This is a genomic window from Blastopirellula sediminis, from assembly GCF_020966755.1.
GTDB lineage: Bacteria > Planctomycetota > Planctomycetia > Pirellulales > Pirellulaceae > Blastopirellula > Blastopirellula sediminis.
The window spans coordinates 2,718,182-2,742,482 of record NZ_JAJKFT010000010.1 but is presented as its reverse complement, the minus strand read 5'-3'; the positions used below and the strand labels follow the sequence as shown (position 1 = coordinate 2,742,482).

Sequence of the window (24,301 nt, the reverse complement as noted above, 5' to 3'; positions counted from 1 at the left end):
CGAAGCGGCCCGCCGACTATGCTAAATAGCTTCCAATCAACCGGCGATTCCCCCTGTGGCGCCCCCCTTTTGCGAAACCCGCTCGACGTTGATGTTGCCGCTCAGTCGCACTTTTCTAATCACGATCGTTCTCGTCGCCCTCTCGGCGGTCCCAGCCTGGGCCGGCGATTGGACGCAACAGCGGCATGACGTCGCCAAGATCGAAGCGAGCCTTGGCTTTGGCGGTCGATTCAAGGTCGGCGTCTGGTCGCCGATTCGCGTCTCGCTCACCGCCGGCGAAGAGTCGCTGAGCGCCAAGATTCACATCGCGTCGTTCGACTCCGACGGCATCCCGGTCGAACATCGCTGGAGCGAAGACGAGCCCGCCGAGATCGCCCCAGGCCAAACGAAGTCGTTCGTCCTGCCGGTCAAAGTTGGCCGCACCAACAGCCGCATCGACGTCATCCTGGAAAGCGAAACCGACGGCGTCCAACAGCGCTCGGTCTGGAACGCCAACGTCGCCGAACTGGGCCAACCGGTTCTGGCCAGTCAACAGCTCTGGCTCTTGGCCGGCGAGCTGACCGGCATCGACGACATGATGCGTCTGCAGCGCGTGCAACCAAGCGAAGCGTCGCAGTTGGCGACGATTACCCCTGATCAAATTCCGGACGACTGGCGCATGCTCGAAGGCGCCGATCGCTTGCTCGTCGTCAGCGGCGAAGCGGACGCTTGGAAGAAGTTGTCGGCCGAGCAGCTAAGCGCTCTCGACTGGTGGACCAAGCTGGGCGGACGGATCTTTCTGGCCGCTGGCGTCGATTCGCCGCAACTCTTGGCGGCGGACGCTCCGTTGGCTTCTTTTCTGCCGGGCAAGTTCATCGGCTGGGAAGAAGAACGAGAAACCGGCGACCTCGAAAAGTTCGCCGGCAAGTCGACCCGACTCGATCGTCCTGATGCGCCGACGCTGGAAGTCGCCGCGCTCAGTGACGTTAGCGCCGTCGTGCTGGTGCAGCGAGCCTCGGCCAATCCGGCGCCGCTGATTTCGATTTCGGCGCATGGCTTCGGCCTGATCGAATTTGTCGCGTTCGATCTCAACCAAGAGCCGGTCCTCGGCTGGGACGGACGACGCGGGCTGCTCGATCGCTTGCTATTCGGCGATTCGCAGCAACAGGAAGTTGGCGCCGTGTCGCTGGCCGGACAAAGCGCCGCGCATGTCGGCTACGAAGATCTCTCGGGACAATTGCGCGTCGCGCTCGATCAGTTCCAAGGGGTCCACCTGATTTCGTTTTTGCTGATCGGCGTGATCATCGTCGGTTACTTGCTGCTGATCGGACCAGGGGACTACTTCCTGCTGAAAAATTACCTTCCTCGCATGGAATGGACCTGGGTCACGTTTCCGCTATTTGTGGTTTTGGCCTGTGCCGTTTCGTGGGGCGTCGCCTTTTGGGCGAAAGGAACCACGCTGCGGATGAACCAGGTCGACGTCCTCGACTGCGACCTCTCGAGCCGCGTCGTTCGCTCGACCACGTGGGCCCATCTCTACAGCCCGCAGACGCAGCGGCTGGATATTCAGCTCCGCAACACCGCGCCGTCGCAAACGAGCGACTGGAAGCAGATCCTCGCGTGGCAAGGGTTGCCGGGCAAATCGCTGGGCGGGATGGACTCGCGACAATCATTGGCGACCGTGCAAAATCCGTACTTCCTGGCCGAAGCGGACGATTCCGTTCAGCTCGAAAACCTGCCGATTCAAATCTGGTCGTCCCGCAGCATGTTCGGCCGCGGCTGGGCCGAGCTCGAAGGGAAAGCGCCGGAGCCCCTTACCGAAATCAACAACCAATTGCTCGACGGCGTGATTCGCAATCCAACCAACTTGGACCTGGAAGACGTTTACGTCTTCTACGGCCGCTGGGCTTGGAATTTTCCGAAACTGCCGGCCGGCGGCGTGTTGTCCCTGTCGGGCAAGTCGGGCAAAAACTCCGACAAGGTGCTCCGCAAGACGCGCGTCGCCGACGCTCGCGACGTGTCGGAACTGTGGGACCGCGAAAACACCGACATCGATCGCATCATGGAAGTGACGCTGTTCCACGAATCGGCCGGCGGTCGCGGTTACACCAACCTGATCCAGCGCTACCAAGGCTTCATCGACCTCTCCAAGCATTCGCAAACGCAACGTGCGGTGCTGGTCGGCAAGTCGAAGCAGCCGGTGACCGAGCTGAACGTCAAAGCGGCCGGAACTGACGTTTCGCTAGAGCCGGAGACGCAGCGTTGGACTTACGTTCGCTTGATCTATCCGGTTGAGCCGGAATAACGCACTTGTAGGCGCCCAATGATCGAAACCCACGACCTGACGAAAAAATACGGCGACTTCTTCGCCATCAAAGGGATCGAGCTCGACCTGAAGCAAGGGGACGTCTTCGGTTTCATCGGCCCCAACGGCGCCGGCAAGACGACCACCATGCGGATCATCGCGACCCTGCTCAATCCGACCTGGGGCGAAGCGTACGTCTGCGGCCATTCGATCTACACCAACCCGAAAGAAATCCGCCGCCTGGTCGGATACATGCCTGACTTCTTCGGCGTGTACGACGACATGAAGGTGATCGAGTACCTGGAGTTCTTCGCCGCCGCCTATCGCATTCGGGGCGCCCAGCGTCGCCAGGTCTGCGACGAGATGCTCAACCTGGTCGATCTCGACTTCAAGCGGGACGCCTTCGCCAACACCTTGTCGCGCGGTCAAACGCAGCGTCTCGGTCTGGCCCGCGTGCTGCTGCATGATCCGCAAGTGCTGCTGCTCGACGAACCGGCGAGCGGTCTCGATCCTCGGGCCCGTATCGAGATGCGAAACCTGCTGAAGCGGCTCCGCGACATGGGCAAAACGATCATCGTCTCCAGCCACATTCTGCCCGAACTGGCCGACGTTTGTAACAAGATCGGAATCATCGACCGCGGCGTGATGTCGGTCAACGCGTCGGTCGACGAGGTCATGAAGCAGGTTCGCCAAAAGACGGTCCTGCACATCGGCGTCGCCGGCGATCAAGAAGCGGCGGCCAAGGTGCTGGAAGGATCGGAAGTGATCGAAAGCATCGAGCCTCGTCCGAACTTCCTGGTCGTCACCTTGAAAGAAGGAATGACCGACTACAGCGATCTGCCGACCTGGCTGATCCAAGCCGGTCACAAGCTGACCCTCTTCCGCGAAGAAGAAATCAACCTCGAGTCGGCCTTTATGGCGCTGACCAAGGGGATGGGAAAGAAGACGTAGCCGTTATTCGTCGTTCGGCCGATAGCCGTCCCGAATCTTCCGGCGAGCCGCTTCCTTCTTCTGCTCTTTCAGTTGCTCTTTCGCTTCGCGGTAAAGCTCCGACTTGCGTTTGGCCAACAGTCGGGCGACGTCATAGTCGGTCATGCCCAGCCGCTTGCCGGTTGCCGCGATCACTTTCTGTTCGCGACGATCGAGGTGGCCGTCGATCAGCGCCATGTCGATCATCCGCGTCAGCCACTGCACGCCGGACGCTCGACTATCCGGCTCCGCAACTTCCAACTGACCATTGGCGGCGTCATTTAGCATTCCCTGAATGCGACTGAGCGGCACCTTATGCGCCTTGGCGACTTCTTTGAGCAGCTTCTGCTCTTTCGCGTCGAGCTTGCCGTCCGCCGCCGCGACTTGTACGACCCATGCGATTAAATCGACGTCGTCAATCTTGGCGAACTCGCGCAAACTGCGGCCGTTGATCTGAGCCCGATCCAAATCGCTGCCGGAGACTTGCCCGACGATCTGGCCGTAGACGAACGTCGCAGGTCGATCCAAGACCGGACGTTCGTACTCGTCGTATTGCATTTCGGTCGGAATCGTGGCGATCGCCATTTCGATTCCTTCATTCGCTCGCTTGCGCAGGTCGCGGGCTTCGTTAGAACTGAACGGGAGCCAATCGACCAACACCCAATCGCTGGCGCCATCGTTCAACACCATGTGGCAGAATTCGCAGCAGTTGGAAGCGGCGTCCGACTCCGGAGCGCCGCAGCCAGGACATTGGAGCGAAGAGACGCTCTTTTCGACTTTCGTCTGCACCCCATGCTTGCGCCCCAGGACCATCAAGGTCCGCAGCGTGCTGGGCGAACGGGCCGTATCGACGCCATCCCCCTTCTTCTGATTGCGGCGACCTGACCAACGGACGTCGATCAGCGCCCGGTCAAAGTTTTTGTCGGTCGCTACGCCGATCACGTCAACGGCGCCGACGCCGCAATCGGTATAGAAGGTGCGGTTCTTGCCTTCCAGTTCGCCGCGATGGACGTCGCAATACATGTCGTGCGCCACTTTGATCAGCGGACGCATTTCGCCATGTCGATCGGCGGTCACCTTGCGGGTAAAGATCACGCTCGCGCGATCTTCCAGGTGATGCGTGTTGAAACCGGGATCGTGCGAGATCCAGTAGCGGGTCGCACTGTTCAAAGTGAGCCCTGCGTTCGGCTTCCACGCGTCGCTTTGCGTGATTTCGCTCAGCACCCAGTCATGTTCGCCGCTGCGGAGCAAACTTCCGCACGAGCCGCATTTGTCCCACTGATTGATTTGAATCGACTGACCGCAGTTGGGGCAGCTTCCTTCGATCAGGCCCGCCTTCTCCGGCTTCGTCTTGGCGCCGCGACGACGGAGGAAGGTCCAGACTTCGGTGAACGACTCGTTGGACTTCGAGCCGGGAATCATCTTGCCGGTCGCGCGATCGACGCGGTAGTCTTTCGCCCGGGCCGAGACGCGGAGCGAAATGACGTCAAACGCGGTCAGATCATTACGGCTGGCGATGATCTCGATCGGCGTCATCCCCAGGATGCGCACGTCTTCGATCACGTTGCGGTAGCCATGCTCGTTCTGCTCGGCGATTTGCAGCGAGAATCGTTCGTAAACGCCGTCCGAGACGAACGCATGGATCGGTTTCAGATCTTGCTGACACCACGCGTCCTGGATCTTGCGGAACGCATGCTCGGCCCGCTGCTTGAATTGCTGGAGGTCGAACGAGGGATCGCTCTCCTGCAGCGACTCCAAGCAAGAGTCGATAAAGTCATGATCCAGTTTGTCGAACGAACGCGAAATGAATCGTCGCTGCTGACGTTCGTTCGCTTGATTGACGTACCAGACGAAGAAGAGAACGACGATCACCAGCGTCGGAATGCCGATTACTGGATGTCGAAAGAGATACTCAATCAGACGCCCCAGCGCTTGTCCGCCTCCACTGCCGCCATGTCCGCCGTAGTGGGACGAATGACCACCCCCAGAGAATCCGCCGCCGGAGAAACCTCCTCCGGAATGCGAACTGCCCCCAGAGAACGATCCGCCGTTTCCTGCACGTCCCCAAACGTCAGCCGCCGGAATCAGGATCAAGCCTGACAGCAACAGGACGAGAGCTCGGGCAAATCGCACGATAAAGTCAGGGGTTGGAGGAGAAAATGCGAAAAGGCGCTAGGTATTCGTCGGCGGGATGAGAATCTTGGAAGCGCCGAGCATTTTACCCCACAAACCGCAGCGAGACATCACGTTTTGGCGTTTTGTTCCGAACGTTATCCGGCCAAAACCCAACGTTCCGGAAATAACCAACCCAAGAGACCTGACTTGCGCCGCCGCAGCGCCAAGATATCCTTGGCGTCAAACTTGCGCGATTCGTCGACCAGCAGCATCCCTTCGCCCCCGTTGTTCACTAAATCGGCGCGAATGACGCCGCCATCGCGAACGCGCACCTCAACGCGGGCGATGACCTCAAAGGGAAACGACTCGATATAGATGCGAAAAAGTCGCGACGGCAATGGAATCGCGTTTGCCGGAGGACCAGAAAACCTCCTCTCGGCCATCTCGATTTCAATTTGCGGCAAACTGGCCTGCGTCAGCAAGCGGTCGACGTCCGCGGCAATCTCGGCCGGCGGGTTCGCCTTTAACAACTCACTCGGATGCTGCGAAATGTAGGCGATGAACGCCCAAAAGCAGACCCCCTCCTGACCGGACGTATCCGCAGCATGCAGGCGCTTGATCAGTTTTCCCAAATCCTCCAGCGAACGAGCCGAGATATGGTGATCGCTAAAGACGATATCCAGTTCGATATTGCCAGTCCCTTTGCAGCCGCATTTCTCGCACGGACAAAGCGCGCCCCACTTGGTCTCGCCGCAATTAAAACAAAGCGCAATCGTCATCAGGGAACCTCGCCTCCATTTTCGCCAACCGCAAACAAGAGAGCCGAGCTAAGATCTCCCGCGGCGATGTCGATTCTATCTTGACGACGCGCGGTTCTCATCCGTTTTGACGAAAAAAAGAATGCGTTCCCTACGACGCCCCTTCGTCGAACGCGTTCTTCCAGACTTCGGCGCCTTTTTCATGTTCGGCGACGCCGTGGAAGAACGATCGCATCGCCATGTCGGCGTCGCAGTCGTCGCAGTTTTCATAGGCGAGCAAGATCGGCCGTCGCACTTTGAACTGACCGCTTTCCAGCGGCGTGTACGGGACCGCGACGACCAGTTTCGATTCGGGCCAGAGATAGGCGCGATGTTCTAGAATGATCGCGTCGTGCGACGTTTCGTCGAGCGTCACGCAGCCGTCAAAGACCAGCACGCCGTCATCCGCTTCCATCTCGTTCGCTTCGAGCCGTTTGACGCCGGCTTCGACCGCGATCTCGATGTCGTCATGCGACAGACGCTCCATCTGCCGCTCTCCATCCGGCGTCGCATAGGCGAGAATCGGAATCAGCAAGTCGCCGTCCGACACGCACCAAATGGCATGCGCAGCGAAAAAGCCTCCCAGCTCGGCAGCGGCGATCATCGATAGTTCCCCAGGCGAAAAAAGCGTCGAGTGCGATCTCTTCCCTTTTTATTCTAACCTCGACCGACGGTGCGCTGCTATTCCCAACGAATTCGCCCCCCGGTTTAGGCGGCCGAAATCACCAGCCCTCGGAATGCGTAAAGACGGTGGGAGCGATCGGGCGGTTCAAGAGGACCTCGCGCAGGTCGATCGTCAATGTTTCCTGCGTCTCCCACTGGCGCCAATCGCGCAGCGTCGCTCCATCGCGGACGGCGCGATATTGAATGCGCCGCGGCACCGCGTCTGTTGCGCCAAAGGCGATCAGCATCGACACCGGCACCCCAGTTCGCAGTTCGCTCCAAGTCGAGAATTCGCCAGAGCGGATCTCCTCTTCACGTTTTGGCAACATCCGCGTCAGGGCGTCCTTGTTCAACGCCCCCTTCACGACGATGACCTGCTCCCCGGCCAGATTTCCGGAACCGACCACCGCCAGGTCATAGTCCTCCTGCAATCGGGTTAATAGCCCGGCCAGTCCCAGCTTGCCGAGATAGAGCTGCGGACTCCGCAGCGGCAACTGATATCGGATCGAGTCCGTCACCGTCTCGCGCGGCGTCTCGCAGCGCGTCCAGAGCGTCTTCCCATCGTTGACCTGCAGCAGCAGCGAATCCTCGACGCCGCGCAGCTTCAGCTCCATGCGTCGCAGAAGCGGCCCTTGCTCCCAGTAGCGTCCCGCGCCATTGGTGACGGGAGTCTTGGTCGCGTACTCCATGCGAGCTTCGATCGACGAGTAGCTAAGAATCCGCCGCAGCGCATCGGCGACCAGCGGAACGGCCTCGCCGCTCACGACTTCCTCGGCGGCGACCGCAGCGCTGTCGTCATTGCTAGCGACATCGACGTTCTGCGCTTGAGCCGAACTGGCAAAATACGGAAGCGACGAAAGATCAAAGGCGCACAAGGCGGTCAAAACCGCTAGCAAAACGCCAGCTGCCACCAGTGTCAAATTGCGCCGATTATCGCTCATGCCAAGGTTTTGTCGGTTTTCCCAAAGATTCGCATCGTTCCGGGCCGAACAATAATGCCACGGAGTCTTCCTTGCGCGGTTATTCGTGCGGGAGCCGCTTGCGAAGTCGAGCGGCGATTTTACGCTCTGTGGCACAAAAAGGTCCACGTCAATCGGCGGTTACGCCGGCGACGTTTGGCAAATCAACTGAGTGAACCAAACCGAACGATAGCGAATCGCTTCAGCTCTTGTACTGACCCATGTCGGTTACGAATCGGCGGCAGGAGCAAAGTGAGGGGGAAAACCATGAGACAGACTTTCTGGAAGTGGACCGTGCTGTCGCTGACTGCCGCGACGATCGGCTGTCAAGCCATGCATACGCCGCACAATCTGCCGCCGGCCCAACAACTTCGTCACCCCGGTCCGGGCGTTGACGGCCCTGGTCCTGGCGTGCTGACTCCGCCGCCGATCCAAACGGTGTCGGCCATGATGCCGATGGACCCGAACATGGGGATCGGAGCTCCCGGCGCCATGTCGACCAGCCAAATCCTGTTCGTCAAACCGGACGGCATGCAGGTCCAGTGGGACGTCGGCGGCATCGGCTACTACGACTCGACCCCGCGCGTCGTGCCGTTCCCGGTCAACTTCCCGCAGGGCGGCATCTATCGCCTGAAGCTGACCAACATTCCGGGCAACCCGGGCGCCGAGCTCTATCCGACGATCGAAGTCGGACCGGCTACGCCGCGCACCGACGCCTTCCTCGCTCACAACGCGATTCCGGTGCAGTTCACCGAAGAAGACTTCGCTCAGGTTCGCAGCGGAAACTTCGTGACCAAGGTGATCTACCTGCCCGATCCGAACTATCAAGAACTCGCCCTGGCCGACGTCGAAACGCTCGTCTCGACTCGCCTGGATCCGGGCGTCGACCCGATTCGCGAAGCCGATTGCCGCGGTACGATCATGGCGATCATTCGCTTGGGTAACAAAGACCTGGAAATGCCGGAAGACGGCATGCAGGGCGGTTTCGATCCGAACGTCATGGCCGGCATGCCTGGAATGGGCGGAATGCCTGGTCCGATGGGCTACCCCGGTCTGCCGGGCGGTCCTCCTTACTCGACTCCTTATGTCGCCGGCGTCACCACGCCTGAATATGGCATGCCGTACGTCGGCACGCCGATCGGGCTGCCTGGTCCGGCTCACATTCCGCTCGGCGGTCCGGCCGGTCTGCAGAAACACGTGATGACCAACCACACGTATCAGCACATCCCGGGTCCGACCGACAAGGTCAACATCCACGTCAAGCAGAAGCCGGGTCTGAGTTATCCGACTCCGCCGAACAAGGCTTGGATTGTTGAAGAGAACGTCCAGCACGCTCCGCTCTTCGGCCAACCGCACGCGGATCGCCGCGAGTACATGCCGAGCCCGGATGGCGGCGCCTACTGCCCTCCGCAGTAAGCTGTCGGCTCCGGCTCTATGAGCCAACGTGAAACCTACGGCACGGTCGACGGCTGCAAAGCGCGACCGTGCCTTTTCCCATGACAGGGATCCCCCCGGCGAACAAGGATGTTCGTCAGAAAATTGGCGCAGCCTGCAGCGAGATGGATCTTGCATGAATAGCACATTACGCCGCTTCCTGACTTTGGCGACGCTGACCGCGCTTGGGGTCGGCGGACAAATCGTCGTCGCTCAAGAGCCTCTGCCGGCCGATCCCCACCATCTGTATCACGAAGGTCTGCCGCCGGGCGCCATGGGCCAGATGGCCCTGCTCAAAAAGCGTCCGGTCGTCGGCTACTTCCAACCGGTCGAAATCGTTCCTCCGGCCGGCACGAAAGTCTCGTTCGTCAACAACGGGGCGTTCGGCCCTGACGTTCCTTCGCCGGCGCTGGCCGGTTGCTTGATCGGCCAGGTCTACCGGATGCGTCTCAGCGAAATCCCGCTCAACCCCGGCGTCGAGCTTTACCCGACGATCGAATTGGTCGATCGCCTTTGCCCGCCTCCGGGTAAAGAGCTGAAGTTCCCGATTCCGGTCCACATCACGCAGGAAGAAATTCGCTACGCGATGGAAGGGAAGCTCGTCGTCCGCGTGATCTACGTCGAACCGCCGTGCGATGCGATTCCGGAAGCGCAAGACAAAGACTTCCAACCCTTCTTCGAGGTTCCTCCCGGCGGCGATCCGATTCAAATCGCCGACGAACTGGGCCGCCCCGTCGCGATCCTCCGCATGGGTTCGCGTACGCCGACCGACGACGAACGGATGGGCGAGTTCGATTATCGCTCGCCGCCGATCATGGTTTTCGATCGCGCCGCGCTCGGCCCCGACATGGCGCCAATTCAAGGTGAACCGCCGATTCAAGGCGAACCGCCGGTTTACGTTGAGCCGCCGGTCCAGCGCGAAGCGCTTCGCCAACCGATGCCGCCGTACGTTCCGCCGACCGCTTATCTGCCGCCGAACGTCGCCGAACGTCCGCTGTACGCTCCCCCTGGTAACGTCCAAACTCGCTAACACCTTCGCCGAACAGCCGTCATGAAACTTCGGAACTTGCGACAACTCGCTTTGCTGGCCGCGGCGATGGGTCTGTTGACCCTGCCGGCTTGCAAAATCACCGACGTCAAAACGACCTATGGTCCGACGAAGCCGATGACCGGCGTGAGCTTCAACGAAGGTCAACCGGCGCAGCAGCCGGAAATGACGCCGCCCGAGCCGCAATACGCCGCGGCTCCCCCGGTGCAAACGCCGCCGGCGATGGAAGCTCAGTATCGGCCGGCCGAAGCTCAATATCCGGTGCAGCTCACCTCCGGCGAACAGCCGATCGACATGCCGCCGCCGGAACAATACTACCAACACATGGCCCCGGTTCCGCAGCAGGTCGCGTCGCTTCCTTGCCGCAGCGGCTTTTGCCGTCCTGGCTTTGGCGGCGGATATAACTGCGGTCCCGGCGGTTGCGGCCCTGGCGGCTGCGGTCCCTATGGCTGCAACGACGGGATGGTCAGCGGCGAACCGATGCCATGCAATTCGTACGACGAGTGGGTTTGCGACGGCGGCGACAGCCACTTGCACACCAAGATCGGCGACGACTTCAGCATTCGCGGCCTCGACATTGAAGATACCGTCGTCCACTACGACACGCTCGCCGGTTGCCGCGAAGTCTGCCCCAGCAACAAGGTCTGCATTTACGCTCCGCGGTTCGCTGCGGTCCGCAAGATCTACGGCCTCAACGCCGAGCTGACCAACGAAGGGCTGATCGCCAATGACGCCAACCTCAAGCTGCAAGGTCAGATCAACAACGGCATCCCGACCAACGTCAACCAACCGGTGCAGCCGGTCGCGAACCTGGGTCCAAAGATGGCCCAGACCTTTCGCGATCGGACCCTGGGGGTCGAACTCGCCAATCAGCAGATCCTGATCGAATTCGTTCGCGAGTTTCAGGCCTTCGAAGACTTCAACATCATGAAGGTCGGCATCTTCGACGCGACCGAGAAACTGGTGCTCGCGACCAGCATCCAGAATGCGATTGCGTGGACCGAAAATCAGGCCGTGCAGGTCATGATCGAAGGTCGCAAGGCGCACGAACTCGAATCGGACAAGGCCGCTCAAGAAGCGGTGATGTTCGACCTCGACGGCAAGCCCTGCATCCGCATCGTCAAAGTCGCTTCGGTCGCCGACGCACAACCCGGCGACATCGTCGAGTTCACCTTGCGTTTCGACAACCTGGGCGATCAGCGGGTCGGCAACGTCACAATCCTCGACAACCTCTCGCCGCGTCTGGAACTGGTCGAAGGCTCGGCCCAGTGCAGCGTCGACGCCGACTTCCTGACGCAGCCGAACGAGAAAGACTCGCTGGTCCTCCGCTGGGAGATCAAACAGCCGCTCGACGTCGGCGAAGGTGGCGTCTGCCGCTTCAAGTGCAAGGTCCGCTAATAACCTCTTGGTGCCATGCTCTTGCGGCGTCTTCGCCGGATGAGCATGTCTTCGCCTTGCACGCCGCATCGTTGGGTCGCGCTTCGCTGCACCCAACCTATATGACGAATCTACTCGCCGCGTAGCGCCGGTATCAGCGGCGTGCGCAGCGACGCTCGCGCGGTCCACAGCCCCGCGATCAAACCGACGACGAAGATAATCCCCAACATCGTCGCCAGCGTCAGCCATGGTACGCCTGCGGCGCCAAACAGCATGTGCGGCAACACGGCAACCAAGGCGGCCACGATGCCGGTTCCTAGCCCGGCGATCAGCAGCACCGCGTTCTCTAGCAGCACCAGCCGCACCAATCGATGGCGGCGGAACCCGGCCGCTTGTAATAGCGCCAGTTCTCCCCGACGTTCGATCACGTTGCGAGCCTGAACCGTCGCCAAGCCGAACGTCCCCAGCAAGAGCCCCAAGGCGCCGAGGCTCTGAAACGTCGAGAGATACGTATTCTGCACCGCCAACAGATCGACCAGCCGAACCTTCGCGTCGGTCGCATCGAACCCTTCTTCGCTCAACCGATCCTCCAAGATCGACGCCACTTCGTCGGTCTCCCCCGGCGGCGTTTCGACCAGGAACATCCGGTAGCCGCTCGTATCGGGAAAGCGATCGAGCAGATTCGCTTCGCTGACGATCAAGCTTCCCTGCAAGATGCTGTTCGAGAGCAAGCCGGCGACCTGGTACTTCGTGATGCGTCCATCCGGATCGGTCGTCTCGAAAATCTCACCGACGCCGCCGTACAAATGAAGCGCGTACATCGCGGTGTTCTTGTCGAGCGCACAAGGAATCGGGGTATCCTCTCCATCGGCCGGCTTCTCCAGCGCTAGCCACGGATTGGCAGTATCCTCTGGCGTTGTCGCAGCGGAACCAGCCCACTCAAACGAGGTGACGCCCTCTTGCGAGTAGTGTTCAACAAACTGCGGCGTCGCCCCCAGCACGCGCGGGCTATTTGACTGATAAAGATTCAAACAACTCGCGTCATCCCCTGGCTGCACGCGTAAGGCCAGAATCGTCGACTTCGCCAGCAGCGATTCGTCTTCTTCATGGAATCCTTGATCGTAGCGTCCGCTGGGCGAGTTCAGATCGTGGAAGATCGGCTGCGAACTTTCTGCGATCAAATCCATCCCGCCGGCGCCGCTGTCAGTCGGCGCCAAACGAAAGCTGCTGATCGCCACAATCAAAAACGAGGCGGCGCCGACCAGACCGATCGTCAATGTGCTTCGCCCCGGATTACGGGCCGCGTTGCTCAGCGCCAGCTCCGACAATTGAAAACCATGGCCCGCCGAACGCTCGGTCGCCCGCCACAGCAAATAGCGTCGCTCTAGCAGCATCAGCGCCGCAAGCATCGCCGCTCCCGCGCCAAAGAAGGCGCCCGCTTGCGCTTCGCCCGCCAAGGTGGTCGCCAAACCGGCAAGTCCCGCCGCCGCAACGATCAACCCGATCCCAACATAGATCATCCAGCGTCCCGCCCCGGGTTGCAGATCGCGCGCCGACGCCGTTTGTCCGGCCAATAGCGCTCGCGGCGAACTCTTTCGCAACTTCCACAGGCCCCACAAGATCGCCGCCAACGACGTCATCACGCCGCTGACCAGACCAATCACCAGCGTCGCCGGATTATCCAAGTGCAACTGCAAGAACGGCGTCACTACGGCCGCCACCCACCAGGTTCGCAGGCCATACAACATCACCCAGGCATAGCCGATGCCGAGCGCCACGCCGACCAAACCGCCGAGCGTCGCCACGATGGTCGCTTCGATGAGCAGCATCGAGCGAATTGCCTTCATCCGCAGACCAAGCGCCGACTCCAGGCCAATCTGCTTCGCCCGCTGATCGACGCCCAGTTGGAACAACAGCGATACGAGCATCAGCGCCGCGGCGATGATGAACATGCTGAAGCCGATAAAGAGCCCGTTGAACGGCGTCGTACCGCTCGCCGCTCGCAGGGCGTTTTGCCTTGCGAGCAGGAAGCGGAAACCGAGATCTTCTTTCCGTTTGTTGAGCGCCGTCGTCACATCGGCGACCATTTTCTCGCGGTCCACCTTATTCGCAGGAACGCGGATCGACGTCGCGGCGCCAAAGCGGCTCCCCCACAACTCTTTCCCCGCTTCGAGCGAGACGAACGCTTTTGGCGTGGTCCGATAGTTTTCCCAATATTCGTCGTCGACGCCCCGGATGCGGCGGTTGTCGAACGGAAATGGCGGATCCCAGTCGTCGATCGAATCTTGATCGGTGATCCCTTCCACTTCCGGCGTCAACTGCGGATCGTTGGCGGTCGTCGGCGACATTTCGAACTGAGCAGGTCGGCGACGCGACGCTGGTCGATCAGGCTCGGTCAGCGGAGTCACCGCGACCACGATGAACTTGCGGGTCGTCTCTTTCGCGACTCCGTGCGAACTCTCCGGCTCAAAGTACGTAATCTCGATTTGATCGTCGACGGTCGCCTCCATTTGCTCGGCCGCCCACGAATTCAACACGATTTCGTCCGCGCCGATCGCCCCAATCCGGTCTCCATCCTCATTGAGCAGCGGATAGGCGAGTTGTTCGGGATCGAGCGCCGTCACCGTCGAGTAAGGAATCTCTTTGCTCTCAGGGGCGCCCTCTTTTTTGATCGTCGTCGCCAAGTAAGTGAAAACCGGAAACGATTCCGGCGCCGTCCCATTCAGAATCTCCTCTTCCGCCGCCGCACTGAAAATCATCCGCGACGAACTGAACTGGAGATAATCGAAGATCGTCTGCGGATCTTTGCCATCCGCGGCGAACTCTTGCCGCACTTCATCCAGTCGATAGCCGAAATCGTCGAGCGACAACGTCAACTCCGCCGCCAAATCTTCCGCCGACCGATTCGGATCGGACGCTGCGAGGAGAATTGCATTCGCTTTGTTCGGCTGGTCGAGCGAATCTTGGAGCAGCGGCAGCGGCACAAACGCGTTCAGCGGCGCCTGTTGGTTCGGAAAGAGTCCAAATCGCCCCAAACCGCTCGCCGGAATGATCGCCGCCACCTTCAGGCGCGGAATCCCTTTGACCCGCCCGGTCTTCTTGCCGAGCGGACTATCGGCCGGCACATCGTTCGACGACGGCAAGCGAATCGCCACTTCATCCCCGACCGCCACTTTCAGTTCGGCCGCCAGCGGTTCGTTCAGGATGATGGAGTTATCGCCATCAAACTTCGGCGGAGTAGCTTTCGGGTTCATTTGCCAGAAAGCGTCGCTGACGCCAAAGATCGAAACGCCCCCAGCCAGACGTAATCGTTCGGCGCCAGGATGATCGACGCTGCCGCGGAGCAAAATCATCGGCGCTGCTTTTTGATCGCCGGTCGCCAAATTGTCGGCATGCTCGACGGCGAAGAAGCGATCGGCCAGCACGACGTGCGTCACTTCACCCAGCCGATCAAGCGACAGATCACGCAAGCTGCCTTGCATCGAATCGCCGACCAGCAGTGCGCCGGTCAGCACCGCGGTCGCTGCGGCGACTCCCAAGCCAACCGCCAGGTTAATCGCCAGATAATAGCGTGCGCTGCGAAGCGCGAGTCGCATTCGGTTCATACCGACTTTCTCCTGCGCGCTTGTTTATTGAAGGCGTCCATCGTCCAAGTTCCGCCGCTCGGCGAACATCTCGGCCAACTCCTGGCTATGCGTCACCGCGACCAGCATCGCGTTCTCGGCCGCTTGCAGATCAAGGAGCAATCGCCCAATCGTCTCGGCATTGGTTCGATCCAGATTACCGGTCGGCTCATCGGCGAGCAGCAATCGCGGCTGATGAATCAAACTACGCGCCACCGCGACTCGTTGTCGTTCGCCGCCAGATAGTTCCGCCGGGCGATGACTGATTCGCTTCGTCAGTCCCACTCGGTCGATCAAATACTTGGCACGCTCGATTTCGGCATTGGTCGCAGCGCCGGCCGCCAAGGTCGGCACCAATACGTTTTCCAGGACCGAGAGCTGCGGCAGCAGATGATGGTCCTGAAAGATGAAACCGATTTTGCGATTGCGGAAATCGGCCAGCTTCGGCTCCGGCAGCTCAAACGGATTTAGTCCTTCGAGCGTCACCGTGCCACTGGTCGGCGATTCGAGCGCGCCGAGGCAGTAGAGGAGCGTGCTCTTGCCGGAACCGCTCGGTCCCAGGATCGCCAGGTTCTCGCCGGCGTTGAGCGCGAGGTTGGCTTCTTTGAGGACGACCAACGGTTCGCCGCGGGTCGGGTATTGTTTACGCAGCGAAACGACTTCGAGATCGGCCATGGCGTCGCGGGGCGTTTAGGGATGCAAGATCGCGAGGCCGCCTAAACCGTAGAACGTGTATTCGACGTCGGCGACTTCGTCCCAAGCGGCGCCAAAGAAGCCGCCGCCCGGTTGTTGTAAGCCTTCAACGTAACGCATCGCCGCGGCGGTGTCGATCTCGTGCAACGCCCCCAAATCGGTCAGCGTCAGGCAACCGGTGAACGTGCTCAGCAGATCGGCGATCGGAATACGGGTGTTCGCCCGCAGCCCCCCCTCGTCATTTTGCATTTCGAGCAAAAAATCGATCGCCCCATCGGCGACGTCCTGCTCCAGCGCGTCGATGATTCGCAGCGCCCCGATCGCCGCGGCGGTCGGATTGGTCCCGGCGCGCTTGCTCGCTTTGATTTCGCGAAAGCCGCCATCCTCCGCTTCTTGCGAAAGGAGAAAGTCGCGGATTCGCTCCGGCTGCGGAATCGGCTGCTCGATCAGTTGCAGACAGAGCAGCACCAGAAACGTGTGATAGGTGCTGCTGGCCGAACCCAACTCTCCCTTGGCGTAACCCCCGTCGTCGCGCCGCAGTTTCTCCAGCGCCACGGCGACTTGCAATCGCCAATCGTCGGCCGCAGCGGCGAAGACGTCGAGCCCCGCCGCCGTTTCCAAGAGTCCTGCGCTGTAGATCAGCGACAGAAAGTCGACGATCGTCTCTTGTCCACCCAATCGCGAGCGGAGAAACGTACAAGAGCGCTCGGCCAGGTCCCCATGCAGTTCGCCGAGAATCGCCAGCGACCGCAATGCGAACGAGGTGTAATAGAGATCGCTCGCGCCTTCACGTCCGCCGAAGCCGCCGTCGGCCTGCTGACGCGCGACGATAAACCGCGTGTGGCGATCACGGATCTCGGCGTCGACCACTCCCAGGCCGGTCGCAATGCGGACCGTCAGTTCGGGCAGATAGTTGTTCATCGCGGCAGGCCGATCGTATTAGGCGACGAGATAGGGGACGATCTTGTCCCGAAACCAGTCAGGGATGTCGATCGACTTCGGCGGCTGCTTGTGGAAAATGCGGCAGCAGACGGCGGTCGTTTCGCCGGTTGCGACCGGGCGACCGTCATGCGAGAAGGCGAAGCCGTACGTCACGCTCCGCGCGCCGATCTTTTTCACCACGATCGAGATGTCGAACTCATCCTCAAAGCGGACCGGGCTCTGAAAGTCGCAGCGGATCGAAACCCGCGGCCAGCTGATCGTCGCGTCGCCGTCCGGCGTATGAACCGACAGCCCGACATGGCGCAGGAATTCGTGCTCGACCTGCTCCATGTAAACGGCGAACGCCGAGAAGTGCATGATGCCGGCGGCGTCGGTATCGCGAAATTCGACGCGTCGCTTCGTGTGATAAACCTCAGGCATGGCGCGAGTCCGCTGGGCTTGGCGTTTCGGTTCGAATCAGCGCACGCAAAAAGCCTGCACGGTGGGCAGGCTTCCTTCGTTCGCAGCGTGCGTCGGCGCGACGTCCTTAAAAAAGGACGTTAGTCCTTCACGTACGGCAGCAAAGCCATGAACCGGGCGCGTTTGATCGCTTGGGTCACAGCGTGTTGGCTGACCGCGGTGCAGCCGCTCTTGCGACGACCGACGATCCGGCCGTGGCGGTTGGTCAGTTTCTTCAGCAGCTCGACGTCCTTGTAATCCACGAACATCGGCCGCGGACGCTTGCCGTCGACGAAGATCGGATCTTTACGTGTGACGCGGGCTTTGGTCTTCGCCCGTTTACGAGCCTTGAATCGGTTGGCAGGCTTCATTGCACCCTACGAATTCGAAAATGCTACTAGCGATTGTTTTGTATCGAGTCGAAACCTCAGATTTTAACGGAATCGCGGCCGACAGCAAGGGCCGAACTGCGGGAGAGGAGAACCCGCACGATTTTCGCAAATCCAAGTGGAAACATAACTTACGAATCTTTGGCCGGGAAAAACTTTTGCAGGGTTTCTTCGCTCGGCTTCGGAGTGATCAGCGAAACGACGATCAAAGCCAGCGTCGAACCGAGCAACATCGGGGCGACCGGCATCATTCCCAGCACCGAGTAGTCGGGGTTCAGGGCAAAGTCGGATTGGTAAAAGTAATAGCACCACATCCCAATCGCCGTCAGGACCGAGGCGTAAGCGCCGGCCTTGGTTAACCCCTTCCAATAGAGGCAAGCGAACACAAGCGGGAAGAGGGCCGAGAACCCACTAAAGCACCAGATCCCCAGCGTAAAGACGCGCGGATTGTCCAATAGGCTCAAAGCGTAGGTGATCGCGACGATCAAAATAATGAAGACTCGCGCGATTACCACGATCTGCTTATCGCTGAACCGTCCCTTGCCGCCGTAGTGGACGACGATGTCGTTGGTAAAGATCGTCCCAACGCAGAGGAACTGACTATCGAGCGACGACATGATGGCCGCCAACACCCCGGCCGTCAAAAAGCCGCCGAGCACGTCGTTGGAGAATTTCTTCACCAGGAAGGGCAAAATCGCATTCGGGTTGTCGTGGACTGCCGGAGGAATCGTGACCAGGTTGCCGGCCGCCCAAGCTCCGACCAACACGCACGGCGCCCAGACGATCATGATGAACAGCGGATGAGCGACCACCGCCAGCTTGAAGTTGCTCGCCTTTTTGGCGGTCAGCCAATGCTGGAACAAGTGGGGAAACATCCCGACCGAAAGGGGCACGAACATGTACGTCGCAAACTTCAGGTAGGTCATATTGTGATTGCCGGCGCGAACCAGCTTGTCGTGCGGAATCGACTCCGACGCAATCTTCAAGTTTTCCCAGATCCCCTTGGCCCCACCGATCTGCGACGCGATCACGAAGAAGGTCACCACGCCGAGAATCATAAAGACGATCGTCTGAAAGGTATTCGCCCACGCGGTGCCGCGCATCCCGCCAAAGAAAACGTAAATCAGCACGACGCCGCAGACGACCAGACTGCCGAGCCAACCAGGAATTCCTCCGCCGGTCGCGGTAAAAAACGTCGGAAACGCTCCCTTGGTCACCGCCATGATCACCGTGCCTGAGGCCATCACGCCGATCAACAAGTACGGAATCACCAACCCAACCAAGATCGGAAAGAGAAGGATCCCCAGCTTGTCGCTTTCCAGCCGATCGCGGAAAAACTCGATCTGCGTCGTGTAGCCATACTTGCGGCCGAAGGACCACAGTTTGACCCCCAGGACGAAAAAACAGAGGGAGTGAACGATACCGCTCGACGAAGCGAGTAGCCCGTAAACGCCGACCCCTTCCACGTACGACTCGCCGGTCGAACCGACCAGCGCGAACGCGGTCATCGTCGTACCGAAGATCGACATCAGCAGCAGGAACGGACCGATCGAGTGACTGGCCAGCATGTAGTCTTTGCTCGAACCGCTGAACAGGCGATTCGAAAACAATCCGAGCGCCAGCAATAGCGCCAGGTAGATGCAAATGATGACAAGCTGCGTTACGCCTGGTTCAAACGTCATGATTAATCTTCTCCCTCTTTCTCTTCCAGCTGCTGCTCGATGTATTCCAGCTCCGCCGGCCAGGCGAACTGGACCGCCAGGAACCAGGTCAGCCCGGCGCCAAGCGAAATGCAGATCTGATAGAAGAGGGTGACCGGGAGAAAGCCAAATATCAGATTGGCGTTGTCCCAATTCCAGAAGTCCTGATGCAGGATGATCAGGGCCGCCACGAGCGACCAAATGAGATATTTCATGATGCAGACGTGCGCGGGTGAGGCGAAGCGTCGCTTGCTACCAGTGCAAACAACAGTTGTTTAAACGCCTATCTTAAAAGAACCCGGCGCCCGGCGAAAGACAAATTCAAGGAAAAAGATGGCGTAGAGAGGCCGAACACCAACAGACTGGCGCCATGCTCTTGCCGCGTCTTCGCGGGATGAGCATGTCTTTGCCCTGGCAGAACGCACTGAAGACATGCTCTTCCGTCGAAGTCGCCGTAAGAGCATGGCGCCAGCATTCAAACTACGGAGTCACAATCTCCAGCAGCTCCACGGCCGGTTCGCCGTCGCAGAAGATCAGCGCCGTGCGGCCGTAGATTACTTCGCCCGGCTCGAGCGCCAACAAATCGCGCAGCTCTTCGCCGGGCACGACGCGCCACAAGCTGGTCAGTTGCACCTGACGCAAGACGTTGTGGTTGATCAAGACGCGGCCGACCGGGATCCGTTCGCTCTTGATCTCCTGTTCGACGATGGCGCTCAGATGATTGCAGTGAAGTCGGACGATTCCGAACTGCACCACTTTGCCGTCGGTCTGCTTCGAGAGGAGAATCTTTCGCGAGTAGGCCGCTCCGACCGTATCGGTCTGCAGCACTTGCACGTCGACCGGCGACTGATGAAATCGCTCGACCGTGACGGTCATGTGGTGATCGTGCGCGAGCAGTTCTTTGAACGGCTCCGGCGTCTCGGCGGCCGAAACTTCGGTGAAATCGGCCAACTCGCTCGGATTGTCGTAAAACAGCCGCACCAACTCGTCCAGGTCAGGCGTCGTGCGTTGACGGTCGTTCAACTCCGCTCCTTTCGCAATCCACAGGTCAGTCGGTGGGGCAGTTTTTAGGCGGGGGTGACGGCCAGGTCGGTCGTCAACGTATGGACGACGACCGGCGGTTGCGAGGCGGCCGGGTCGTCCAGGATGGTGTCTGCTAAGTAATACATCAGTCGGCGCAGTTCTTCCGGCTCTAACTGATCGGCAATTTCCTCGGCGCGCGCTCGGTACTTTTCGACCAAACGCTGGGCGGCGTCAAACACCCCGGCCTTCGCGTACAACTCGCGAACGCGGGCGACTCGCGACGTCGCACTCTGCGAATCATCGCCGATCAGCCCCATCAGTTCTGTACGATGCGCCTCATTAAGATTTTCTAATGCCAGCGCCCACAGGACGGTCGGGCGACCACCCAACACGTCGCCGCCGGCCGACATTTTGTTGTCGCTATCGCCGCGCCAATCCTTCAGGTCGTTCAAGATCTGGAAGGCGATGCCGACATGGCGGGCGAAGAGCCGCATCGGCTCGGTATAGTCTTGCTCGGCGTCGCTGAGAATCGCGCCGCACTGCAGCGCCGCCTCAAACGCCGGCGAAGTCTTCAAAGCGTAGATCTTCAACGCGTCGACCGGCTTCAGCGACTTGTCCGAAGCGTCGCGCCACAACAGTTCGGCGCCCTGCCCTTCCGACAAACGCATATGACAGTCGGCCAGGCAATCAAGAATCCGGGCCGCCTTGTCGCACCCCAACTCTTTGCGATCGCGACTTACCAGGCGATACCCGAGGCCGATCATGTAGTCGCCCAGGTTAATCGCCGTCGGCACGCCATACTTGCGATGCACCGTGATGTCGCCGTAACGGTAGGCGTCGTCGTCTTCGATGTCGTCGTGAACGAGCGACGCTTTGTGGAACGTTTCGATCGCCAGGGCGGTTCGCCGGACCGAATCGGAATACTCCGCAACGCGATCGGCGCCCTTGCCGGTCGTTCCCTCTCCGCCGGTCAGCGCGTCATAGACGGCTAGCGTGGTGAAAGGGCGCGAGTACTTCCCGCCGCGCGCGAGAAAGTCGAGCGCCAGCTTTTCGGTCGCCGAGATCGGATCGAGCGCCGCGGCGCCATGGCCGTTCACTTCGGCCAGCGTCGGACCTTTCCGCTGCGGCTGAACCAAGCGGGTCAGCTCCTTTTCTTCAAACAGCGCCGACGCGGCTCGCATCAAGTGGACGTAGCTGCGGGTCGTCTGTTGCGGCTGCTGATGCGGCACCTGGATCATGTCATGGACCCAGTCTTCGTCGACCGACGTGTTGCGGCAATCGCTCGAGAGGAGCGGCACCGCCATGCACGGGATGCCGGCCATCAGAATCTTGTCGATCGCCTTTTCGAGGACGTTCAAACAAGCGACGCCGACGATCGCGTCGACATGCCCGCTGACGATGATCTTCATCACGATCGGCGAGCCTTCGGCGACCAGCACCTTGTAACCCATCTCTTCGGCGATGGTGCGATAGTCGGCGATGCTGCACGCGCCGCACGTTTTGCAGTCGAGACCAAACTGGTCGTAGTCGGCCGGGCACCCTTCGGCATGCTTCAGGCAGTGCGGCAGCAGAAACAACCGGCGCTCGTGCGGAACCGCCGCGATTTGATCGCGCCAGAATTCGGAAGCGAGCATCACCATCGTCCAGCCGACGAACGAATCAGGCTGCTCCAGCTTCGCCAAAAGATCGCGAACGATTTTCTCCATCTCGTCCTTCGACAGCGGACGAGACTTGTCGAGCGCAGCGGCGACCGCAACGCAGGCGGCGCGAATCGTCTCGCGCAACTGCTTCGATTGAGGAACCTGCTTCAAGTGCGCCGTCTGTCGACGACGCGACTTGCGCTTGCGGCCCGGCTCGGAGTCTGCGCTGTTGGAGTCGATCGGTGCAATGGCCAAGGGAGAACGTTCCTTACTGATCGGAAATCGTGGTTGCTGTCGCTGGCGCAGGCGGGACGCTGGCGAAGGCTTGCAGCGCGGCGCCCAGGGACGCAACCGTCATGACTCTCGGGTAGAGCTTTTCATAATACCACAGCTTCGAGAAGTAAAAACCGATTGGCGAACAGTTTACGTAGCTTCCCTCTTCAACCCCGTCGCAGAGCCAACCGATCGCTTGGGGGAGAATTTCGGGCGAAATATCGCGTTTGTCCGCTCCCAGCAGGGCTTCGACCGCCAGCGCGGTCTCTTCCACGCTGCTCGGGGTCGCCCCCCCGCAAAGAGTGGGAACGCTCGCTCCACCCCCAAATCCGCCGTCCGAATTCTGCTGCGATGCGAGCCACGCGACCCCTTTGCGGGCCGGGTCGCTCCTCATTTTTCCCAGATCTCGGTACGCCAACAAAACTTTCACCGTCCCGTAAATCGGGTTCTCGTCATCATGCTGGTCCTGATTGCCAAACCACAGCGGCAACCACGAACCATCTTCTCGCTGTTGTTTTTGCAAGTAACGGAACCCGCGCTCGATCGCCCGCTCGATCGGCAAGTCCATTAGCTCGTCGCGCCAGACATGCAGCGCACGAATCGCATGCGCCGTCAAATCGCTGCCGCTGCGGTCAAACGGTTGCGTTCCCCAACCTTCGCAGAAGGTGGGCCAACCGCCGTCGCCGTTCTGCAAGTCGAGCAGCCAACGCGCTCCGCTGCGCGCCGCCGCGGCGATTTGCTGACGCGTCTTATTGTCGCTGGTCGGGGAATGAAAAAAATGTGCGATCGCTAACATAGCCCCCGGCGTATCATCCGCATCGGGAACCGAACCGCTTAAATCGGTCCAACCCCAACCGCCCGGATCGGCGCCGGTAAAGGGATGAACCTCTTGGTATTGGTTCGACAGTACCCACGGCAAGCAATCGAGCTGCGCCACATCATCGCCGCCGCTGGCCAGCGCATTGATCGAAAGAGTCGTCACCCAGTTGGCCAGATTCGTATCAATCGGCCAGCTTCCGTCGGGGCGAACGGAATCGATCAAAAACCGAACGCCATTTTTTGCGACCGGATGTTTCGCTTGCCCGATACTCGCCAGACTCATCACCACGAAACTGGTCAGCGGCGCCGCTTCCAGATAACCGCCGCTGGCCGGCTGCATCCGCGTAAGTACTGACAAGCTCTTCTTCACCGCCGCCGCACGCAGCCCGCGCATCAGCGGATTGAGCGGAGGACGATGGAAGTACCGCGCTTGCCCGATCGCCACCAAAGCCGGAATCGCATAGCTGACGACCGGCAGCTTCACCAGCTTGTAAAACTTCTGCGGCAGACAAGCGAGCTCAAACGGCAGCGGCGAAACTTCGCGCCAATCGACCAGTCCCGCGAGTGCGTAGTTCGTCAAAATCGGGACGGCGAACGTCTTGTCTTTGCCGTACCGACGGCGGAGTCCCGCAAGCCCGCCATGCGCTTCGATGTAGTTCTCGGCGAAGGCGATCTGATCGGCGAGTTCTTCGCCCCGATCGGCGATCGTCAGGGCGGCGACCGCCAGCATCGTGGTGGCGATATTGGAATAGCTGCGGTCGGTGTCTCCCCAACCGCCGTCTGGATTTTGATTTTCGCGGAGATAGCGTACTCCCCCCTCGATCAGCGGCTGCAAAAGCTCGGTTTGCGACGGATCATTGCGGACGACCAGCTGCAGGGCGCTGACCGCCGTCGCCGTCGAAAGAGCCGAAGTCGACAGCTCGCCGATCCAATGTCCCTGCGAATTTCGCTGGGCGAGAAGATCATCGCGGGCAATCGCATAGCAGCGCTGAAGTCGATCCAGGTCCATCAACAAGGCGGTATCCAAGCGAGCGGAAGGTGGGATAAGTCGGGGTAATTCAGTTTACGATGCGGCGGCGCCCCTGTCGACGGAGCGGCGTTCCTGTATTCCGGGA

The 24,301-nt window shown here is 60.3% G+C and carries 19 protein-coding genes; 5 read left to right on the top strand and 14 right to left on the bottom strand.

The features are described from left to right. The first annotated feature begins 55 nt into the window (after positions 1-55). Both LOC68_RS22825 and LOC68_RS22820 read left to right on the top strand, forming a co-directional pair. Positions 56-2,284: a hypothetical protein gene (locus LOC68_RS22825; RefSeq protein WP_230223027.1), complete on the top strand. Its 2,229-nt coding sequence runs from the start codon at positions 56-58 to the stop codon at positions 2,282-2,284. An 18-nt stretch (positions 2,285-2,302) separates the two neighbouring features. Then, positions 2,303-3,235 carry an ABC transporter ATP-binding protein gene (locus LOC68_RS22820; protein ID WP_230223025.1) on the top strand — a complete coding sequence of 311 codons (933 nt, stop codon included), beginning with the start codon at positions 2,303-2,305 and terminating at the stop codon, positions 3,233-3,235. Positions 3,236-3,238: 3 nt separating this feature from the next. On the opposite strand, the gene LOC68_RS22815 is transcribed toward LOC68_RS22820, so the two are convergent. From LOC68_RS22815 to LOC68_RS22800, 4 genes are all read right to left on the bottom strand, one after another. After that, positions 3,239-5,386: a TIM44-like domain-containing protein gene (locus tag LOC68_RS22815; RefSeq protein WP_230223023.1), complete on the bottom strand. Its 2,148-nt coding sequence runs from the start codon at positions 5,384-5,386 to the stop codon at positions 3,239-3,241. 137 nt (positions 5,387-5,523) lie between these two features. Beyond that, entirely contained in the window at positions 5,524-6,147 is a 624-nt protein-coding gene (locus LOC68_RS22810; protein WP_230223021.1) for a hypothetical protein, read from the bottom strand. Positions 6,148-6,277: 130 nt separating this feature from the next. After that, the gene (locus LOC68_RS22805) at positions 6,278-6,769 is read right to left on the bottom strand and encodes a hypothetical protein (protein WP_230223019.1); all 492 of its coding nucleotides are present in this window, start codon (positions 6,767-6,769) and stop codon (positions 6,278-6,280) included. Positions 6,770-6,887: 118 nt separating this feature from the next. Beyond that, entirely contained in the window at positions 6,888-7,739 is an 852-nt protein-coding gene (locus LOC68_RS22800; RefSeq protein WP_230223017.1) for a hypothetical protein, read from the bottom strand. A gap of 315 nt (positions 7,740-8,054) precedes the next feature. Between LOC68_RS22800 and LOC68_RS22795 the strand changes: the two genes are divergently transcribed. From LOC68_RS22795 to LOC68_RS22785, 3 genes are all read left to right on the top strand, one after another. Beyond that, positions 8,055-9,203: a hypothetical protein gene (locus tag LOC68_RS22795; protein ID WP_230223015.1), complete on the top strand. Its 1,149-nt coding sequence runs from the start codon at positions 8,055-8,057 to the stop codon at positions 9,201-9,203. Positions 9,204-9,357: 154 nt separating this feature from the next. Then, positions 9,358-10,251, top strand: coding sequence for a hypothetical protein (locus tag LOC68_RS22790; RefSeq protein WP_230223013.1), 894 nt, complete (start codon positions 9,358-9,360; stop codon positions 10,249-10,251). A gap of 21 nt (positions 10,252-10,272) precedes the next feature. Further along, the gene (locus tag LOC68_RS22785) at positions 10,273-11,667 is read left to right on the top strand and encodes a DUF11 domain-containing protein (protein ID WP_230223011.1); all 1,395 of its coding nucleotides are present in this window, start codon (positions 10,273-10,275) and stop codon (positions 11,665-11,667) included. 110 nt (positions 11,668-11,777) lie between these two features. On the opposite strand, the gene LOC68_RS22780 is transcribed toward LOC68_RS22785, so the two are convergent. The 10 genes from LOC68_RS22780 to LOC68_RS22735 all read right to left on the bottom strand — a co-directional run bounded on the left by LOC68_RS22780 (position 11,778) and on the right by LOC68_RS22735 (position 24,195). Further along, on the bottom strand, positions 11,778-15,251 hold the full coding sequence (locus LOC68_RS22780; protein ID WP_230223009.1) for an ABC transporter permease: 3,474 nt from the start codon (positions 15,249-15,251) through the stop codon (positions 11,778-11,780). A 24-nt stretch (positions 15,252-15,275) separates the two neighbouring features. Then, positions 15,276-15,944, bottom strand: coding sequence for an ABC transporter ATP-binding protein (locus LOC68_RS22775; protein ID WP_230223008.1), 669 nt, complete (start codon positions 15,942-15,944; stop codon positions 15,276-15,278). Between the two features lie 15 nt (positions 15,945-15,959). Continuing rightward, positions 15,960-16,883: a prenyltransferase/squalene oxidase repeat-containing protein gene (locus LOC68_RS22770; RefSeq protein WP_230223006.1), complete on the bottom strand. Its 924-nt coding sequence runs from the start codon at positions 16,881-16,883 to the stop codon at positions 15,960-15,962. Between the two features lie 18 nt (positions 16,884-16,901). Continuing rightward, positions 16,902-17,324, bottom strand: coding sequence for an acyl-CoA thioesterase (locus tag LOC68_RS22765; protein WP_230223004.1), 423 nt, complete (start codon positions 17,322-17,324; stop codon positions 16,902-16,904). A 119-nt stretch (positions 17,325-17,443) separates the two neighbouring features. Then, a complete protein-coding gene (rpsR, locus tag LOC68_RS22760; protein WP_002651629.1) occupies positions 17,444-17,713 on the bottom strand; it encodes a 30S ribosomal protein S18 in 270 nt (89 codons plus the stop codon). Positions 17,714-17,862: 149 nt separating this feature from the next. Further along, a complete protein-coding gene (locus LOC68_RS22755) occupies positions 17,863-19,413 on the bottom strand; it encodes a sodium:solute symporter family protein (RefSeq protein ID WP_230223002.1) in 1,551 nt (516 codons plus the stop codon). Positions 19,414-19,415: 2 nt separating this feature from the next. Beyond that, entirely contained in the window at positions 19,416-19,646 is a 231-nt protein-coding gene (locus LOC68_RS22750; protein WP_230223000.1) for a DUF3311 domain-containing protein, read from the bottom strand. A gap of 265 nt (positions 19,647-19,911) precedes the next feature. Next, a complete protein-coding gene (locus tag LOC68_RS22745; RefSeq protein WP_230222999.1) occupies positions 19,912-20,454 on the bottom strand; it encodes a hypothetical protein in 543 nt (180 codons plus the stop codon). 44 nt (positions 20,455-20,498) lie between these two features. Next, complete coding sequence (locus tag LOC68_RS22740; protein ID WP_230222997.1) at positions 20,499-22,349, bottom strand: polyprenyl synthetase family protein; 1,851 nt, start codon at positions 22,347-22,349, stop codon at positions 20,499-20,501. A 13-nt stretch (positions 22,350-22,362) separates the two neighbouring features. Next, positions 22,363-24,195, bottom strand: a complete 1,833-nt coding sequence (locus tag LOC68_RS22735; RefSeq protein ID WP_230225188.1) for a prenyltransferase/squalene oxidase repeat-containing protein — start codon at positions 24,193-24,195, stop codon at positions 22,363-22,365. Positions 24,196-24,301: the final 106 nt, after the last annotated feature.

What these genes read in the sequence shown, in the direction of transcription:
- LOC68_RS22820 (WP_230223025.1), top strand. Translation starts at nt 2,303, where the DNA reads ATGATCGAAACCCACGACCTGACGAAAAAATACGGCGACTTCTTCGCC.
- LOC68_RS22810 (WP_230223021.1), bottom strand. Translation starts at nt 6,147, where the DNA reads ATGACGATTGCGCTTTGTTTTAATTGCGGCGAGACCAAGTGGGGCGCG.
- LOC68_RS22805 (WP_230223019.1), bottom strand. Translation starts at nt 6,769, where the DNA reads ATGATCGCCGCTGCCGAGCTGGGAGGCTTTTTCGCTGCGCATGCCATT.
- LOC68_RS22795 (WP_230223015.1), top strand. Translation starts at nt 8,055, where the DNA reads ATGAGACAGACTTTCTGGAAGTGGACCGTGCTGTCGCTGACTGCCGCG.
- LOC68_RS22790 (WP_230223013.1), top strand. Translation starts at nt 9,358, where the DNA reads ATGAATAGCACATTACGCCGCTTCCTGACTTTGGCGACGCTGACCGCG.
- LOC68_RS22785 (WP_230223011.1), top strand. Translation starts at nt 10,273, where the DNA reads ATGAAACTTCGGAACTTGCGACAACTCGCTTTGCTGGCCGCGGCGATG.
- LOC68_RS22780 (WP_230223009.1), bottom strand. Translation starts at nt 15,251, where the DNA reads ATGAACCGAATGCGACTCGCGCTTCGCAGCGCACGCTATTATCTGGCG.
- LOC68_RS22775 (WP_230223008.1), bottom strand. Translation starts at nt 15,944, where the DNA reads ATGGCCGATCTCGAAGTCGTTTCGCTGCGTAAACAATACCCGACCCGC.
- LOC68_RS22770 (WP_230223006.1), bottom strand. Translation starts at nt 16,883, where the DNA reads ATGAACAACTATCTGCCCGAACTGACGGTCCGCATTGCGACCGGCCTG.
- LOC68_RS22765 (WP_230223004.1), bottom strand. Translation starts at nt 17,324, where the DNA reads ATGCCTGAGGTTTATCACACGAAGCGACGCGTCGAATTTCGCGATACC.
- rpsR (WP_002651629.1), bottom strand. Translation starts at nt 17,713, where the DNA reads ATGAAGCCTGCCAACCGATTCAAGGCTCGTAAACGGGCGAAGACCAAA.
- LOC68_RS22755 (WP_230223002.1), bottom strand. Translation starts at nt 19,413, where the DNA reads ATGACGTTTGAACCAGGCGTAACGCAGCTTGTCATCATTTGCATCTAC.
- LOC68_RS22750 (WP_230223000.1), bottom strand. Translation starts at nt 19,646, where the DNA reads ATGAAATATCTCATTTGGTCGCTCGTGGCGGCCCTGATCATCCTGCAT.
- LOC68_RS22735 (WP_230225188.1), bottom strand. Translation starts at nt 24,195, where the DNA reads ATGGACCTGGATCGACTTCAGCGCTGCTATGCGATTGCCCGCGATGAT.